This window comes from Mesorhizobium sp. BH1-1-4, assembly GCF_020165665.1.
GTDB lineage: Bacteria > Pseudomonadota > Alphaproteobacteria > Rhizobiales > Rhizobiaceae > Mesorhizobium.
The window spans coordinates 332,156-345,114 of the sequence record NZ_JAIUIN010000002.1 but is presented as its reverse complement, the minus strand read 5'-3'; the positions used below and the strand labels follow the sequence as shown (position 1 = coordinate 345,114).

Genomic DNA, 12,959 nt, shown 5'->3' with positions numbered 1-12,959 from the left:
TCTGGCCCCGCCGTGCGAGCCGGCGAAGGCCCGATCTTGATTCCGCCGCGAGCCTTCACCATTTCATCATCGAGCGGTCCGCACCCTATGTCGGACCCTGTTACGAGGAAATGACATGAACGCTCGCGTTCTCGACGGCGAAATCATCAACACCCGGCTCGACGATGTCAGGGCTTTCGAAGGCGTGCGCACGAGGCGCATCCTGGCCTTCCTGCTGGACTACCTCATCGTAGGCCTGTTGAGCATTCCGGTTGCCATCCTGGTGTTCTTCCTCGGGCTTTTGACGCTCGGCCTCGGCTGGATGCTGTTCGGCGTCCTGGTGCCGGCAGTCGCCATCCTCTACATCTGGAACACGCTGGGCAGCACCGACCAGGCCACTACTGGCATGAAGATGATGGGCATCCGCCTCGACCGTCTCGACGGCCGACCGATCGACGGCCTCACCGCTGTGGTCCATTCCGTGCTGTTCTGGGCGGGCAACGTCATCTTGTCGCCGCTGGTCCTGCTGGTCACCCTGTTTTCCGACCGCAAGCGCACACTGCACGATCTTTTGCTTGGCACGGTCGTCAGCCGTACTGACCGCTAAAACCGGCCCTCAAGAGAAGTCGCAGCCCCTTGAGCGCAAATGTGAAGGTGTTGAGTCGACCTCACCCTCACAATCCTGTTGAATTTTTCGCCGCCCGAGCCAAAGGTAGAGCGATTCGAAGGAGTGTTTCCAAGGCTCGATGACGCAGCATCCGACCCAGTCGCCGCAGTTCTTCCTGACCGCGCCGTCGCCGTGCCCCTACCTCGACGGCCAGTTCGAGCGCAAGGTGTTCACGCATCTGGTCGGCGAAAAGGCCTCGGAGATGAACGACCTGCTCACGCAAGGCGGCTTCCGGCGCTCGCAGAACATCGCCTACAGGCCCGCCTGCGAGACCTGCCGCGCCTGTGTATCGGTGCGCATCCTGGCCCAGGAGTTCACCGCCAGCCGCAACATGAAGCGCGTGTTGCAGCACAATTCCGACCTGGTCGGCGCCATGCACAATGCCGAGCCCTCGACCGAGCAATATTCGCTGTTTCGCGGCTATCTCGACGCCCGCCACCGCCGTGGCGGCATGTCCGACATGACGGTGCTCGACTACGCCATGATGGTCGAGGATACTCATGTCGACACCAAGGTGATCGAATACCGGCGGCGCGGGCCCGACACCTTCATCACCGGCAAGGGCCAGGGTGAACTCATCGCGGTGGCGCTCACCGATAAGATGGCCGACGGCCTGTCGATGGTCTATTCCTATTTCAATCCCGATTTCGAAAGCCGCTCGCTCGGCACGTTCATGATTCTCGACCATATCGCGCGCGCCAGGGCGATGGGGCTGCCCCATGTCTACCTCGGCTACTGGGTCAATGGTTCGCGCAAGATGAATTATAAGATGCGCTTCATGCCGCAGGAGCATCTCGGCCCAAAAGGCTGGGAGCGCTACACGAACGAAGCGGTCTGACGCCGAGTTTTCCCTCGATCCACGCTTAAACTGTTTCAAGACAGGGGATGCTGGTCTTTCAGCCGCTCGGCTGGAGAGAGTGCGCGCTTGCGCCGATCGGCCGCCGCCTGCAATTCAATTGCGAAAGTTCCTGCATGTCCTCTCACCACGATCACCAAAAGGGCCTTTTGATAACCGCCCTCGGCGGACTGATACTGACTGTCGACATACCATTGATCCGCCTTGCGGATGGCGGCGCGTGGACGATCCTTTTGCTGCGCACCGGAACCACTTTCATCGCCGCGATGATCATCTGGTCGGTCTGGCGCGCGCTGAGCCGCAATGCCCCGCCGCTCATCCCCGGCTGGGACGGGCTGATCGTGGCGATATGCTATGGGCTGACCTCGATCACCTTCGTCACCGCGGTCTTCCACACCTCGACCGCCGACCTTGTGTTCATCCTGGCCTTCAACACCGTGTTCGCGGCGCTGCTGTCGTGGATATTCCTGAAGGAGAGGCCGCAGTTGGTGACCATGGTGGCGATGCTGGTGATGATCCTCGGCGTGCTGGTCATCGTCGGCGGCTCGTTCGGCACCGGCAAGCTGTTCGGCGACTTCATGGCGCTGTGCTCGGCCTTCTTCATCGCGGTCGCCATCACCCTTTCGCGCGCCAGCGGCAAGGATATGGGCTTCACCTCGCTCATCGGCGTCCTTCTGCCGCTTGGGCTGGCCGCCTTCATGGTGACCGGCGAAGGCTTTCACGTGAACGCGCCATGGTGGATCGTCTTCAACGGCGCCGTCATCATGCCGATCTCGTTCTTCTGCCTCGCCGCCGGGCCGAAGTACATATCAGGACCGGAAGTGGCGATGTTCTACCTGCTCGAAACGGTGCTGGCGCCGATCTGGGTGTGGATGATCTTCGCCGAGACGCCGACCCGCAACAGCCTGATCGGCGGCGGCATCCTGATCGTCACGCTGGTCGTCCATTCGCTCTGGCAGCTGCATGATGGACGCAAGCGCCGCAGCGACCTCGCGGTACACCATCCGGCGTAGAGGTCGGTATCAGGCGCTGGCCTTCTTCGCGGCACCAGGTTCCGGCAAGACATCGATCTGCCGGCCGGTTTCGATCTCGGCCGCCGACGTGGCGGCCGTCTCGTCGGCCAGTTCCACCTCGCGCAGCCACTCGCGCCAGATCGCGACCAGCAGCGCCATCAGCACCGGGCCGATGAACAGGCCGAGAAAACCCATTGTCTTGACGCCGCCGATCAAGCCGAAAAAGGTCGGCAGGAAGGGCAGTTTTATCGGCCCGCCGACAAGCTTCGGCCGCAAGGTCTTGTCGACGATGAACAGCTCGACCGTGCCCCATATGAACAGCGCCAGCCCCGGTATCGGCGAGCCGCTGGCGGCGAGGTAGATCGAGACCAGCGTGAAGGACAATGGCGCGCCGCCGGGGATGAGCGCCATTACGCCGGTGAGCGCGCCCAGCGTCACCGGTGACGGCACTCCGGCCAGCCAGTAGGCGATGCCCAGCACCAGCCCCTCGCCGATGGCGATCACGGTCATGCCGGTCACCGTCGAGGAAATGGTCGCCGGCACGACGCGCGAGATCCGCTCCCAACGGGTGGGCAGGATGCGTTCGCCGAGACGGTCGATCTGGCCGGCGAAATTCTCGCCGTCGCGATAGGCGAAAAACAGGGCGATCATCATGAACAGCAGGGTCAGAAAAAGGCTAAAGGCACTGCCGCCGGCGGCAAGCGCGCCGCGATAGATGCTGCCGATATTGGCGCCGCTGATCAGCTGGATCAGCTCGCCGATGCCGCCGGGATGACCGAGATTGGTCGTCCACTGCTCGTTCAGCCAATCGCCCACGACGGGCAGGGTCGCGATCCAGTGCGGTGTCGTGGCGCCGTGCCGGTTGGTCTCGATCGCCCAGCCGACCCATTCGCGCACCTCGTTGATGGCATAGGTGCCCGCAAGCGCGATCGGAATCACCAGGAAGGCGAGGATGAACAGGATGGCCAAGGTGGCGGCGATGGTGCGGTTGCCGCCAACGCCTGCAAGCATCCGCTGGTAGAGCGGCCAGCTGGCGAAGGCGATGACGAGGGCGGCCAGCACCGGGAACAGGAAACCGTGGAAGAAATAGACGCCGGCGGCAACGATCAGCACCAGCAGCCAGCGCGCCGCCGACAGCGGCGGAATGACAGCCGACCGAAGCGGCGTCGACAGCCCGAACAGGCGCTGCTGCCGTTCCGGTTTCTGGATTCGTGATTCCTTCAAACGCCCTGTTCTCCCCGGCCCATCCGGTCAGTTATGCACTGATATAGTGCAGCAATCGTGACGATAGTCCAAATGGTGATGGCAACGCCTCTTCCTTCTCCCCTTGTGGGGCCCGAAGGGCGGGCGAGGCCCGTGGCTCGCCCAAGCCGGTGGATTGGCGCGCAGCGCCGAGACGGTTGAGGGGTGTTCCAGCGGAGTGAGACGTTGGCCTTCCCTGGAACACCCCTCATCCGACCTCGCTTCGCGAGGCCACCTTCTCCCACAAGGGGAGAAGGAAGAGGGCCAAGTTACCCAAACTTCCCAGTTCTCGGGAACCCTTTCGGCACCATGCGTCCCGCCGAGGCCCGCGCGCCGATCCATTCGGCCAATTCCTCGCGCGACCTCGTGAAGGTGCGGTCGGCCGAATCCTGCCAGGACAGGCCGGTCTCCAATGTGAACGGCTTGAGATCGAGCAGTCCGCCATCCTTGTATTTCTGCAGCCGCACGCCCTTGCCGCGACCCATCTCCGGAATCTCGGAGAGCGCGAACACCAGCATCTTGCGATTCTCGCCGACGATGGCCAGATGGTCGCCGGTGAGCGGCACGCAGCGCTTGGCTTCGTCGGGTGCCTTGACGTTCATCACCTGCTTGCCCTTGCGGGTGTTGGCGACCACCTCTTCCTCCGGAACGATGAAGCCATTGGCGTCGAACGAGGCGAGCAGCAGCTTGCGTTTGGGATCGTGGACGAAGGCGGTGACGATGTCCTGGTCATTGTCCATGTCGACGATGATGCGGATCGGCTCGCCATGGCCGCGGCCGCCCGGCAACCGGTCGGCGCCGATCGTGTAGAACTTGCCGCCGGTGGTAAAGACCAGCACCTTGTCGGTCGTCTGGGCATGGAAGGCGAGCTTGAGGCTGTCGCCCTCCTTGAAGGTCAGTGTCGAAAGATCGGCCAGATGCCCCTTCATTGCCCTGAGCCAGCCCTTTTCCGAAACAACGACGGTCACCGGCTCGCGCTCGATCATGGCGTGCGCGATATCGGTCAGGTCGTGCTCGGGCGCATCGGCGAACTGGGTGCGGCGCTTGCCGAGTTCGGTCTCAGGGCCGAACTTGTCGCGAACCTGGGTGACTTCCCACTGGATCGTCGCCCACTGCTTGGCATCGGACGCCAGCAGCGCCTCGATCTGCGTCTTCTCGGCGGTCAGGCCATCGAATTCCTTGCGGATCTCGAATTCCTCCAGCTTGCGCAAAGCGCGCAGGCGCATGTTGAGGATGGCTTCGGCCTGCGTGTCGGTGAGCGACCAGCGGACCATCATGACCTGCTTGGGCTCATCCTCCTCGCGGATGATCTTGATCACCTCGTCGATGTTGAGATAGGCGATCAGGTAGCCGGCGAGGATTTCCAGCCGCCTCTCGATCTCGCCGAGGCGATGTTTCGAGCGGCGGATGAGGACGTCGCGGCGGTGATCCAGCCATTCCTGCAGCACGCCTTTCAGCGAGAGCACGTTGGGCACCTTGCCGCGCGAGAGCACGTTCATGTTAAGCGGGAAACGACTTTCGAGTTCGGTGAGCTTGAACAGCGATTCCATCAGGATGCCCGGGTCGACGGAACGGCTCTTGGGCACCAGCACGACGCGAATGTCCTCGGCGCTTTCGTCCCTGATATCCTCGAGCAGCGGCAGCTTGCGGGCCATCAACAGCTCGGCGATCTTCTCGATCAGCCGCGCCTTCTGCACCCCATAGGGGATCTCGGTGACGACGATGCTCCAGGTGCCCCTGCCCTGGTCTTCCTGGCTCCATTTCGAGCGCACGCGAAAGCCGCCGCGACCGGTCTCGTAGGCTTCCAGGATGGAGGCGCGGCTGTCGACGATGATGCCGCCGGTCGGGAAATCCGGGCCCTGGACGAAATCCATCAGCTTGGCCACCGGCGCGTCGCGATGCTCGATCAGGTGAAGCGCGGCGTCGCAGAGTTCGGCCGCATTGTGCGGCGGGATGGATGTCGCCATGCCGACGGCGATGCCGGACGAGCCGTTGGCCAGGAGATTGGGGAAGGCACCGGGGAGCACAACCGGCTCCTCGTCCTCTTCATTGTAGGTCGGCCGATAGTCGACGGCGTCCTCGGTGATGCCGGCAAGCAAGTCGGTCGCCACGTCGGTCATGCGCGCTTCGGTGTAGCGCATGGCAGCGGCGTTATCGCCGTCGATGTTGCCGAAATTGCCTTGGCCGTCGACCAGGGGGTAGCGCATCGAAAAATCCTGCGCCAGCCGCACCAGCGCATCATAGATCGACTGGTCGCCATGCGGGTGGAACTTGCCCATCACCTCGCCGACGATACGGGCGCATTTGGCGAAACCCTGGTCGGGATTGAGGCGCAGCAGGCGCATGGCGTGCATGATGCGACGATGGACCGGCTTCAGCCCGTCACGCACGTCCGGCAGCGCCCGGTGCATGATGGTCGACAGCGCATAGGCGAGATAGCGCTCTTCCAGCGCCTTCTTCAGATCGACCGGTTCGATATGATCGCCGCCGCCATCGTCAGGCGGCAAAAGCCTTTTTCCCATGGGCTGGACCTAGCCGAGCGGGTGATTCGCGGCAAGAGGCGCGTGCCTGGCGATCGTTTCGATCCCATGGTTCTGCAACATCCAAGCGGAAGAGGAAGCTTGCCGGCCAACATCAATCTGTTACATGCCGTCTCTATTGCCAAGCGCGACAGTGCGGGACGGCCCGATCTTCATGGCGAATTTACCGGTATGGACAATGGCGTCGGTTCGGGTTTGCCTTTCGCCTGGATTTTTGACCAATGTGGCGGGATGCGCCTTTTTCCCGTCCAGTTCGTCACGGAATGGTGACAGCGCAAAGAATTGAAAAACAATTTTCAGGACACACTCAGGGACCTCGCGATGACAATCAAACGCTCCACTCTCCAGAAACTGGCTTTTTCGACTTTCTTGCTCACGCTGCCGCTGAACGCGGCCCTTGCCCAGGATGCAGCGGTCGCCGACCGGCTCAAGGCGGCGCTCTCCGCACAGGGCGTCGACATCTCCTGGACCGGCGTGACAGGCGACAACACCAGCATGGTGCTGCAGGGTGTGTCGGTGAAACCGGCCGCGGAAAAGGAAGCGCTGGCGATCGGCGACGTCAAGCTCGAGAACATCACCGAAGCCAATGGCGGCTATGATATCGGCACAGTGTCGACCTCGGCCTTCGAACACAGCAAGGACGGCGTCACCCTCGATCTCAGCCCCTTCGTCATCCATGACATGACGGTGCCGGCCGAGGGCTCCACCAGCCCGCTTGGCTCGCTGATGATGTACAAATCCGCCGAACTGTCGAACATGACGGTCAAGGTCGCCGACAAGACCGCCTTCTCCATGGACGGCCTTGCCATCCAGATCACGCCGCCGGCCGACGGCAAGGCGATGGACTTCACCGCCAATACGGAGAAGTTCACGGCCGATCTCTCGCTGGTCGACGATCCCAAGTCCAAGGAAGTCATCAACGCGCTCGGCTACCAGAACATCTCCGGCAATCTCGAAATGGCGGGCACCTGGCAGCCATCGGACGGCAAGATGGAACTGTCGAAATACGACATCTCCGTTGAGAATGCCGGCACGCTCGGCATGACCTTCGACCTCGGCGGCTACACGATCGACTTCATCAAGTCGCTGCAGGAAATGCAGAAGAAGATGGCCGCGCAGCCGGAAGGCGCCGACAATTCGGCGCAAGGCATGGCCATGCTCGGCCTGCTGCAGCAGCTGTCGTTCAACAGCGCGTCGATCCGCTTCGACGACGATTCGCTGACCGGCAAGGTGCTGGACTATGTCGGCAAGCAGCAGGGCATGTCGGCCAAGGACATCGCCAACCAGGCCAAGGCGATCGTGCCGTTCGGCATGGCGCAGCTCAACAATCCGGAACTGACGGCCCAGGTGACCGCGGCGGTCAGCAAGTATCTCGACGATCCGAAGAGCCTCGAAATCTCGGCCGAGCCGCCGGCATCGGTGCCCTTCGCGCTGATCATGGCCGGCGCCATGTCCAACCCGCTCGACCTGCCGAAGACGCTCGGCGTAACCGTCAAGGCGAACGAGGACTGATCGAAACGATCTCAGGACACGAAAAAAGCCCGGCAGCGATGCCGGGCTTTTTGATGGATCGCCGAATCGAAAGAACCGGTTCGAGCAAGTTCCTGAAGTGAAGCCCGAAGCTCCGCTCAGGCGTCCTTCCTGGTCGGCGCGACCCGCAGCGCCAGTTCGCGAAGCTGCTGCGGCGAAGCTTCCGAGGGAGCGTTCATCAACAGATCGTAGGCCTGCTGGTTCATCGGGAACATGGTGATCTCACGCAGGTTCTTGGCGCCGACCAGCAGCATGACGACGCGGTCGACGCCGGCGGCCATGCCGCCATGCGGCGGCGCGCCATACTGGAAGGCGCGGTAGAGGCCGCCAAAGCGCTCCTCGACCGTGGCGCGGTCGAGCCCGACCGTCTCGAACGCCTTGACCATGGTTTCGGGCAGGTGGTTGCGGATACCGCCCGAGGCGATCTCGAAACCGTTGCAGACCATGTCGTACTGGAACGCCTTGATGCCGAGCAGATCCTCGCCGTTCAGCGCATCGATGCCACCTTGCGGCATCGAGAAGGGATTGTGGGCGAAGTCGATCTTCTTCTCCTCCTCGTTCCATTCGAAGAACGGGAAGTCGACGATCCAGCACAGTTCGAAGCGTTCGCGGTCGACAAGGTTCAGTTCCTCGCCGGCGCGCGTGCGCGCGGCGCCCGCGAAAGAAACGAATTTCTTCGGGTCACCGGCGACGAAGAAGGCAGCGTCACCGTCGGCAAGGCCGAGCTGCTGGCGGATCGCCTCGGTTCTCTCAGGACCAATATTCTTTGCGAGCGGGCCGGCACCTTCGAATTGAGGCAAACTCTTGGCAGCGAGTTCTTCCTGCCGCCTAGCCACAGCAAATTCATCGTTACTTTCGAAGCTGTTGAATTCTTCGTTTGTGATTGCAAGCGGGTTTTCCGGCTTGCGCCAGAAGATGTAGCCAAGCCCCGGCTGGCCTTCGCCTTGCGCCCAGCTGTTCATGCGGTCGCAGAAGGCGCGGCTGCCGCCGGTCTTGGCAGGGATAGCCCACACCTCGGCCTTCGGGTCGTTGGCCAGGATGTTGGCGAATACCTTGAAGCCGGAATCGCGAAAATGGTCAGAGACGGCCTGCATCTCGATCGGGTTGCGCAGGTCCGGCTTGTCGGAGCCGTATTTGCGCATGGCGACATCATAGGGGATGCGCTGGAATTTCTGCGTCACCGGCTTGCCGTTGGCGAAGGTCTCGAAGACGCCGCGCATCACCGGTTCCATGGTCGACAGCACGTCGTCCTGCTCGACGAAGCTCATTTCGAGGTCGAGCTGATAGAATTCGCCAGGCAGACGATCGGCGCGCGGATCCTCGTCGCGGAAACAGGGCGCGATCTGGAAGTAGCGGTCGAAGCCCGACACCATGATCAGCTGCTTGTATTGCTGCGGCGCCTGCGGCAGCGCGTAGAAAGTGCCGGGGTGGATGCGCGACGGCACCAGGAAGTCGCGCGCGCCTTCCGGCGACGAGGCGGTCAGGATCGGTGTCGAGAATTCGGTGAAGCCGACCTCGCCCATGCGCTTGCGCATCTCCGCGATGATTTTCGTACGCGCCACGATGTTCTTGTGCAGCGTCTCGCGGCGCAGGTCGAGGAAGCGGTACTTCAGCCTGATGTCCTCGGGATAGTCCGGCTCGCCGAACACCGGCAGCGGCAATTCCTTGGCCGCCGACAGCACCTCGATCTCGCGGGCGAAAATCTCGATCTCGCCGGTCGGCAAATTGGCGTTGGTGCTCTCGGGCAAGCGCGCCTTGACCTCGCCGTCGACGCGGATCACCCATTCGCCGCGCACGGTCTCGGCGACCTTGAACGCGGGCGAATCCGGATCGGCGACGATCTGGGTCAGGCCATAGTGATCGCGCAAGTCTATGAACAGCAGGCCGCCATGGTCGCGCACGCGATGCACCCAGCCCGACAGGCGGACGGAGTTGCCGACGTCGCTCTTTCTCAACTGGGCACAGGTATGGCTGCGGTAACGATGCATTGTCATGGTCAAAAGTCCGGGGTGCTAGGTGGCAGGCCGAAGCATTAAGGCCCAGCCTGAAAATTTGCGCGAAAAGCGCATGGGAGGCCGGGTTTGTCAAGGCAAGGAGGCTGGCGGCAAGGTCGTGCCAAGGATTTGCCGCTGGCATTGACCAGAGCAATGGTTCAAAAAGGCATCACCGATACGTGATCGCCTCTTCATGTCCTCAATCCGCCCGCTGATCCCGCTCCTTCTCGCCGCAGGCATCCTGCTCGGCGGCAATGGGCTGCAGAGCACGCTGATCGCGCTACGCGGCGCGCAGGAAGGGTTTTCGGCATCGGATATCGGATTGATGGGCACTTTCTATTTCGCCGGCTTCCTGCTTGGCTGCCTGGCCATCACCCGCGTCATGAAGGCGGTCGGCCATATCAGGGCGTTTTCGGCACTGGCCGCGATCGCCTCGGTCGGCACCTTGCTGCTCGTGCTGGTGCTCGATCCCGTGATGTGGTGCGCGGTGCGTTTTGCCGGCGGCTTCTGTTTCGCGGGGCTGTTCACCATCGTCGAGAGCTGGCTGAATTCCGGCGTCAGCAACCATGACCGCGCCCGCGTGCTGGCGATCTACCGGATGGTCGATACGGGTTCCGTGACCGGCGCTCAGTTCCTGATTCCCGTCTTCGGCGCCGGCGGCTTCACCATCTTCGCCATCATGTCGATCATGATCACGCTGTCGCTGGTGCCGGTCTCGCTTGGCGACCGCTCCAACCCGACGCCGCCGGAGGAGGTCAAGCTCGACCTGGCGCGCGTCTGGCGGATTTCGCCGCTTGGCTGCTTCGGCTGCATCGCCGTCGGCGTCACCAACAGCGCCTTTCGCACCTTGTCGCCGGTCTATGCCGAGCAGATCGGCATGTCGGTCGCCGATGTCGTTACTTTCGTCAGCGTCGGCATATTCGGCGGCGCCATCATCCAATATCCGCTCGGCTACCTCTCCGACCGCTGGGACCGGCGCCGGGTGCTGTTGCTGACGACCTGCTGCGCAATGCTTTCGGCCCTGGCGCTGGTGTTCGTGGCCGGCAGCAATCCGCTGCTCAACTTCATCATCATCTTCCTCTTCGGCTGTTTCGCCATGCCGCTCTATTCGCTGTCGGCCGCGCATTCCAACGACCGCGCGGATGCCGGCGAGTTCGTGCTGATCAACGCCGCCCTGATGCTGTTCTATTCCTTCGGCGCCATTGGCGGCCCTTTCGCGGCCTCGACAGCGATGCAGTATTTCGGGCCAAGCGCGCTGTTTGCCTTCAGCGCCGTGGTCTACGCGGTGTTCATCGCCGTCATCCTCTACCGCATGCGCGCCCGGTCCGGCGTGCCGGCCGGCAAGCGCAGCCGCTTCACCGCCCTGTTGCGCACCTCGACCATTTTCGCGCGGCTGGCCAGGAGAAATAGTGATCCAGACAGTCCGGAAGGGCCATGACGCTGGCACCACAGCTTGACGAAAGCCTTTCCGGCTGAAATCTAGGAAGACCCTACTCCTGCCAAAAGCGATTTGATGCACGTCATCACCACCCAGAAAGAACTCGAGACCGTTCTCGCCGCTTTCGAAAAGTCGGAATTCGTCACCGTCGACACCGAATTCATCCGCGAGACGACCTTCTGGCCAATCCTGTGCCTGATCCAGATGGCGGCGCCCGGCGTGACGGCGCTGATCGATCCTTTGTCACCCGACATCGACCTCGCTCCCTTCTTCAGGCTGATGGCCAACGAGGCGGTGGTCAAAGTCTTCCATGCCGCCAGGCAAGACATCGAAATCATCGTCCATCTCGGCGATCTCGTTCCGCACCCGGTATTCGACACCCAGGTTGCGGCGATGGTCTGCGGCTTCGGCGACAGTGTTTCCTACGACCAGCTCGTGCAGCGCATCACCGGCGCCCGACTCGACAAGTCGTCGCGCTTCACCGATTGGCGCCATCGGCCGCTATCCGACAAGCAGCTCGACTACGCGCTGGCCGACGTCACCCATCTGATCGAGGTCTATCAGCACCTCAACGCCGAGCTGGCGCGGGAAAACCGCGCCCATTGGCTGAATGAGGAAATGGATGTCCTGACCTCGCGCGAGACCTACGATCCGCACCCCGAGGACGCCTGGAAGCGGCTCAAGATGCGGCTTCGCAAACCGCAGGAGCTGGCGATCGTGCAGGCCGTGGCCGCATGGCGCGAACGTGAGGCGCGCGAGCGCGACGTGCCGCGTGGCCGCGTGCTCAAGGACGACGCGATCTACGAGATCGCGCAGCAAGGGCCGCGCGATGCGGCAGGCCTTGCCAAGCTGCGCACGACGCCCAAGGGCTGGGAACGCTCCTCGACGGCGACGGCGCTGCTCGGCGCGGTCAACACCGCGCTTGCCCTGCCAAAGGAGCAGATGCCGAAACTGCCGAAAAACTTCCAGCCCCCCGAGGGCTCGAATGCCGCTTCGGAACTCTTGAAAGTGCTGCTCAGGATCGTCGCCGAAAAGCAGGGCGTCGCCTCGAAGGTGCTCGCCTCCAGCGACGACATCGACCGCATCGCCGCCGAGGGCGAGGATGCCGATGTGCCGGCGCTGCAAGGCTGGCGCCGGGCCGTCTTCGGCGAACAGGCGCTGAAGCTTGTGCGCGGCGAGATCGGCATCAAGTTCGACAAGCGCAAGATCGCGGTGTTCGATCTGTAAGGGCCGGCCTTTTCCCTCTTCCTTTTGGAGAAGGGGATTTGGCGCAGTTCATACGATTGCGAGCAAGTGCAGGGCCAACCAAATCCAGCCCAGCGCCAGCACCACCGCGCCCAGCACGAAGGAGCGGTTGCGCAGCAGCAGGTTGTTGCTGGTCAGGTGAAACCAGGCGTGAAAATAGCGTGACGCGACAAAAATCCACATCAGTGCGAGGGTCGTGTAGTTGACGCCGTTGGTCATGTGCAGTGTCAGGCACAGCACGTAGAAAAGCACCGGCAGTTCGAACTGGTTGATCAAATTGTTCGCGACGGTGACAGTAGAGGCCGGCTCGGTCGAACGAACCTTGTACTGGCCGACCTTGGCTTCACCCGACTTGACAGCGATATAGCGGCGCCGGCCGATGACGACATAGACGATGTAGATCAGCAGCACGTGAGCCAGCACCGGCCAGAAGATCGTCGTCTGGTTCATTGAAT

General features: G+C 62.5%; 11 protein-coding genes. 7 read left to right on the top strand and 4 right to left on the bottom strand.

Annotated elements, in window-relative coordinates; genetic code table 11:
* The first annotated feature begins 115 nt into the window (after positions 1 to 115).
* The 3 genes from LB569_RS05165 to LB569_RS05155 all read left to right on the top strand — a co-directional run bounded on the left by LB569_RS05165 (position 116) and on the right by LB569_RS05155 (position 2,515).
* A complete protein-coding gene (locus LB569_RS05165) occupies positions 116 to 586 on the top strand; it encodes an RDD family protein (protein ID WP_224534211.1) in 471 nt (156 codons plus the stop codon).
* A 139-nt stretch (positions 587 to 725) separates the two neighbouring features.
* Positions 726 to 1,484, top strand: a complete 759-nt coding sequence (locus LB569_RS05160) for an arginyltransferase (protein WP_140706970.1) — start codon at positions 726 to 728, stop codon at positions 1,482 to 1,484.
* Between the two features lie 134 nt (positions 1,485 to 1,618).
* Positions 1,619 to 2,515 carry a DMT family transporter gene (locus tag LB569_RS05155; protein WP_224691364.1) on the top strand — a complete coding sequence of 299 codons (897 nt, stop codon included), beginning with the start codon at positions 1,619 to 1,621 and terminating at the stop codon, positions 2,513 to 2,515.
* Between the two features lie 9 nt (positions 2,516 to 2,524).
* On the opposite strand, the gene LB569_RS05150 is transcribed toward LB569_RS05155, so the two are convergent.
* Both LB569_RS05150 and parC read right to left on the bottom strand, forming a co-directional pair.
* Positions 2,525 to 3,739 carry an AI-2E family transporter gene (locus LB569_RS05150; protein ID WP_224691363.1) on the bottom strand — a complete coding sequence of 405 codons (1,215 nt, stop codon included), beginning with the start codon at positions 3,737 to 3,739 and terminating at the stop codon, positions 2,525 to 2,527.
* A gap of 287 nt (positions 3,740 to 4,026) precedes the next feature.
* Complete coding sequence (parC, locus tag LB569_RS05145; protein ID WP_224691362.1) at positions 4,027 to 6,279, bottom strand: DNA topoisomerase IV subunit A; 2,253 nt, start codon at positions 6,277 to 6,279, stop codon at positions 4,027 to 4,029.
* Between parC and LB569_RS05140 the strand changes: the two genes are divergently transcribed.
* Both LB569_RS05140 and LB569_RS05135 read left to right on the top strand, forming a co-directional pair.
* A complete protein-coding gene (locus tag LB569_RS05140; protein ID WP_224691361.1) occupies positions 6,235 to 6,567 on the top strand; it encodes a hypothetical protein in 333 nt (110 codons plus the stop codon). The genes parC and LB569_RS05140 overlap by 45 nt on opposite strands.
* A gap of 51 nt (positions 6,568 to 6,618) precedes the next feature.
* On the top strand, positions 6,619 to 7,809 hold the full coding sequence (locus LB569_RS05135) for a hypothetical protein (RefSeq protein ID WP_140706978.1): 1,191 nt from the start codon (positions 6,619 to 6,621) through the stop codon (positions 7,807 to 7,809).
* Positions 7,810 to 7,925: 116 nt separating this feature from the next.
* Here the strand turns inward: LB569_RS05135 and aspS are convergent, their stop codons facing one another.
* Entirely contained in the window at positions 7,926 to 9,815 is a 1,890-nt protein-coding gene (gene aspS / locus LB569_RS05130) for an aspartate--tRNA ligase (protein WP_224691510.1), read from the bottom strand.
* Positions 9,816 to 10,014: 199 nt separating this feature from the next.
* Here aspS and LB569_RS05125 point away from each other — a divergent pair, with 199 nt between their 5' ends.
* Both LB569_RS05125 and rnd read left to right on the top strand, forming a co-directional pair.
* Complete coding sequence (locus tag LB569_RS05125) at positions 10,015 to 11,259, top strand: MFS transporter (RefSeq protein ID WP_224542862.1); 1,245 nt, start codon at positions 10,015 to 10,017, stop codon at positions 11,257 to 11,259.
* Between the two features lie 75 nt (positions 11,260 to 11,334).
* Complete coding sequence (gene rnd / locus LB569_RS05120) at positions 11,335 to 12,486, top strand: ribonuclease D (RefSeq protein WP_224542863.1); 1,152 nt, start codon at positions 11,335 to 11,337, stop codon at positions 12,484 to 12,486.
* A 48-nt stretch (positions 12,487 to 12,534) separates the two neighbouring features.
* Here rnd and LB569_RS05115 read toward each other — a convergent pair whose 3' ends face one another.
* A complete protein-coding gene (locus LB569_RS05115; protein ID WP_224542864.1) occupies positions 12,535 to 12,954 on the bottom strand; it encodes an MAPEG family protein in 420 nt (139 codons plus the stop codon).
* Positions 12,955 to 12,959 lie beyond the last annotated feature (5 nt).

Bases quoted from the DNA above. Each gene is read 5' to 3' on its own strand.
- LB569_RS05160 (WP_140706970.1), top strand. From the start codon at position 726: ATGACGCAGCATCCGACCCAGTCGCCGCAGTTCTTCCTGACCGCGCCG.
- aspS (WP_224691510.1), bottom strand. From the start codon at position 9,815: ATGCATCGTTACCGCAGCCATACCTGTGCCCAGTTGAGAAAGAGCGAC.
- LB569_RS05125 (WP_224542862.1), top strand. From the start codon at position 10,015: ATGTCCTCAATCCGCCCGCTGATCCCGCTCCTTCTCGCCGCAGGCATC.
- LB569_RS05115 (WP_224542864.1), bottom strand. From the start codon at position 12,954: ATGAACCAGACGACGATCTTCTGGCCGGTGCTGGCTCACGTGCTGCTG.
- parC (WP_224691362.1), bottom strand. From the start codon at position 6,279: ATGGGAAAAAGGCTTTTGCCGCCTGACGATGGCGGCGGCGATCATATC.
- LB569_RS05135 (WP_140706978.1), top strand. From the start codon at position 6,619: ATGACAATCAAACGCTCCACTCTCCAGAAACTGGCTTTTTCGACTTTC.
- rnd (WP_224542863.1), top strand. From the start codon at position 11,335: ATGCACGTCATCACCACCCAGAAAGAACTCGAGACCGTTCTCGCCGCT.
- LB569_RS05140 (WP_224691361.1), top strand. From the start codon at position 6,235: ATGATCGCCGCCGCCATCGTCAGGCGGCAAAAGCCTTTTTCCCATGGG.
- LB569_RS05165 (WP_224534211.1), top strand. From the start codon at position 116: ATGAACGCTCGCGTTCTCGACGGCGAAATCATCAACACCCGGCTCGAC.
- LB569_RS05155 (WP_224691364.1), top strand. From the start codon at position 1,619: ATGTCCTCTCACCACGATCACCAAAAGGGCCTTTTGATAACCGCCCTC.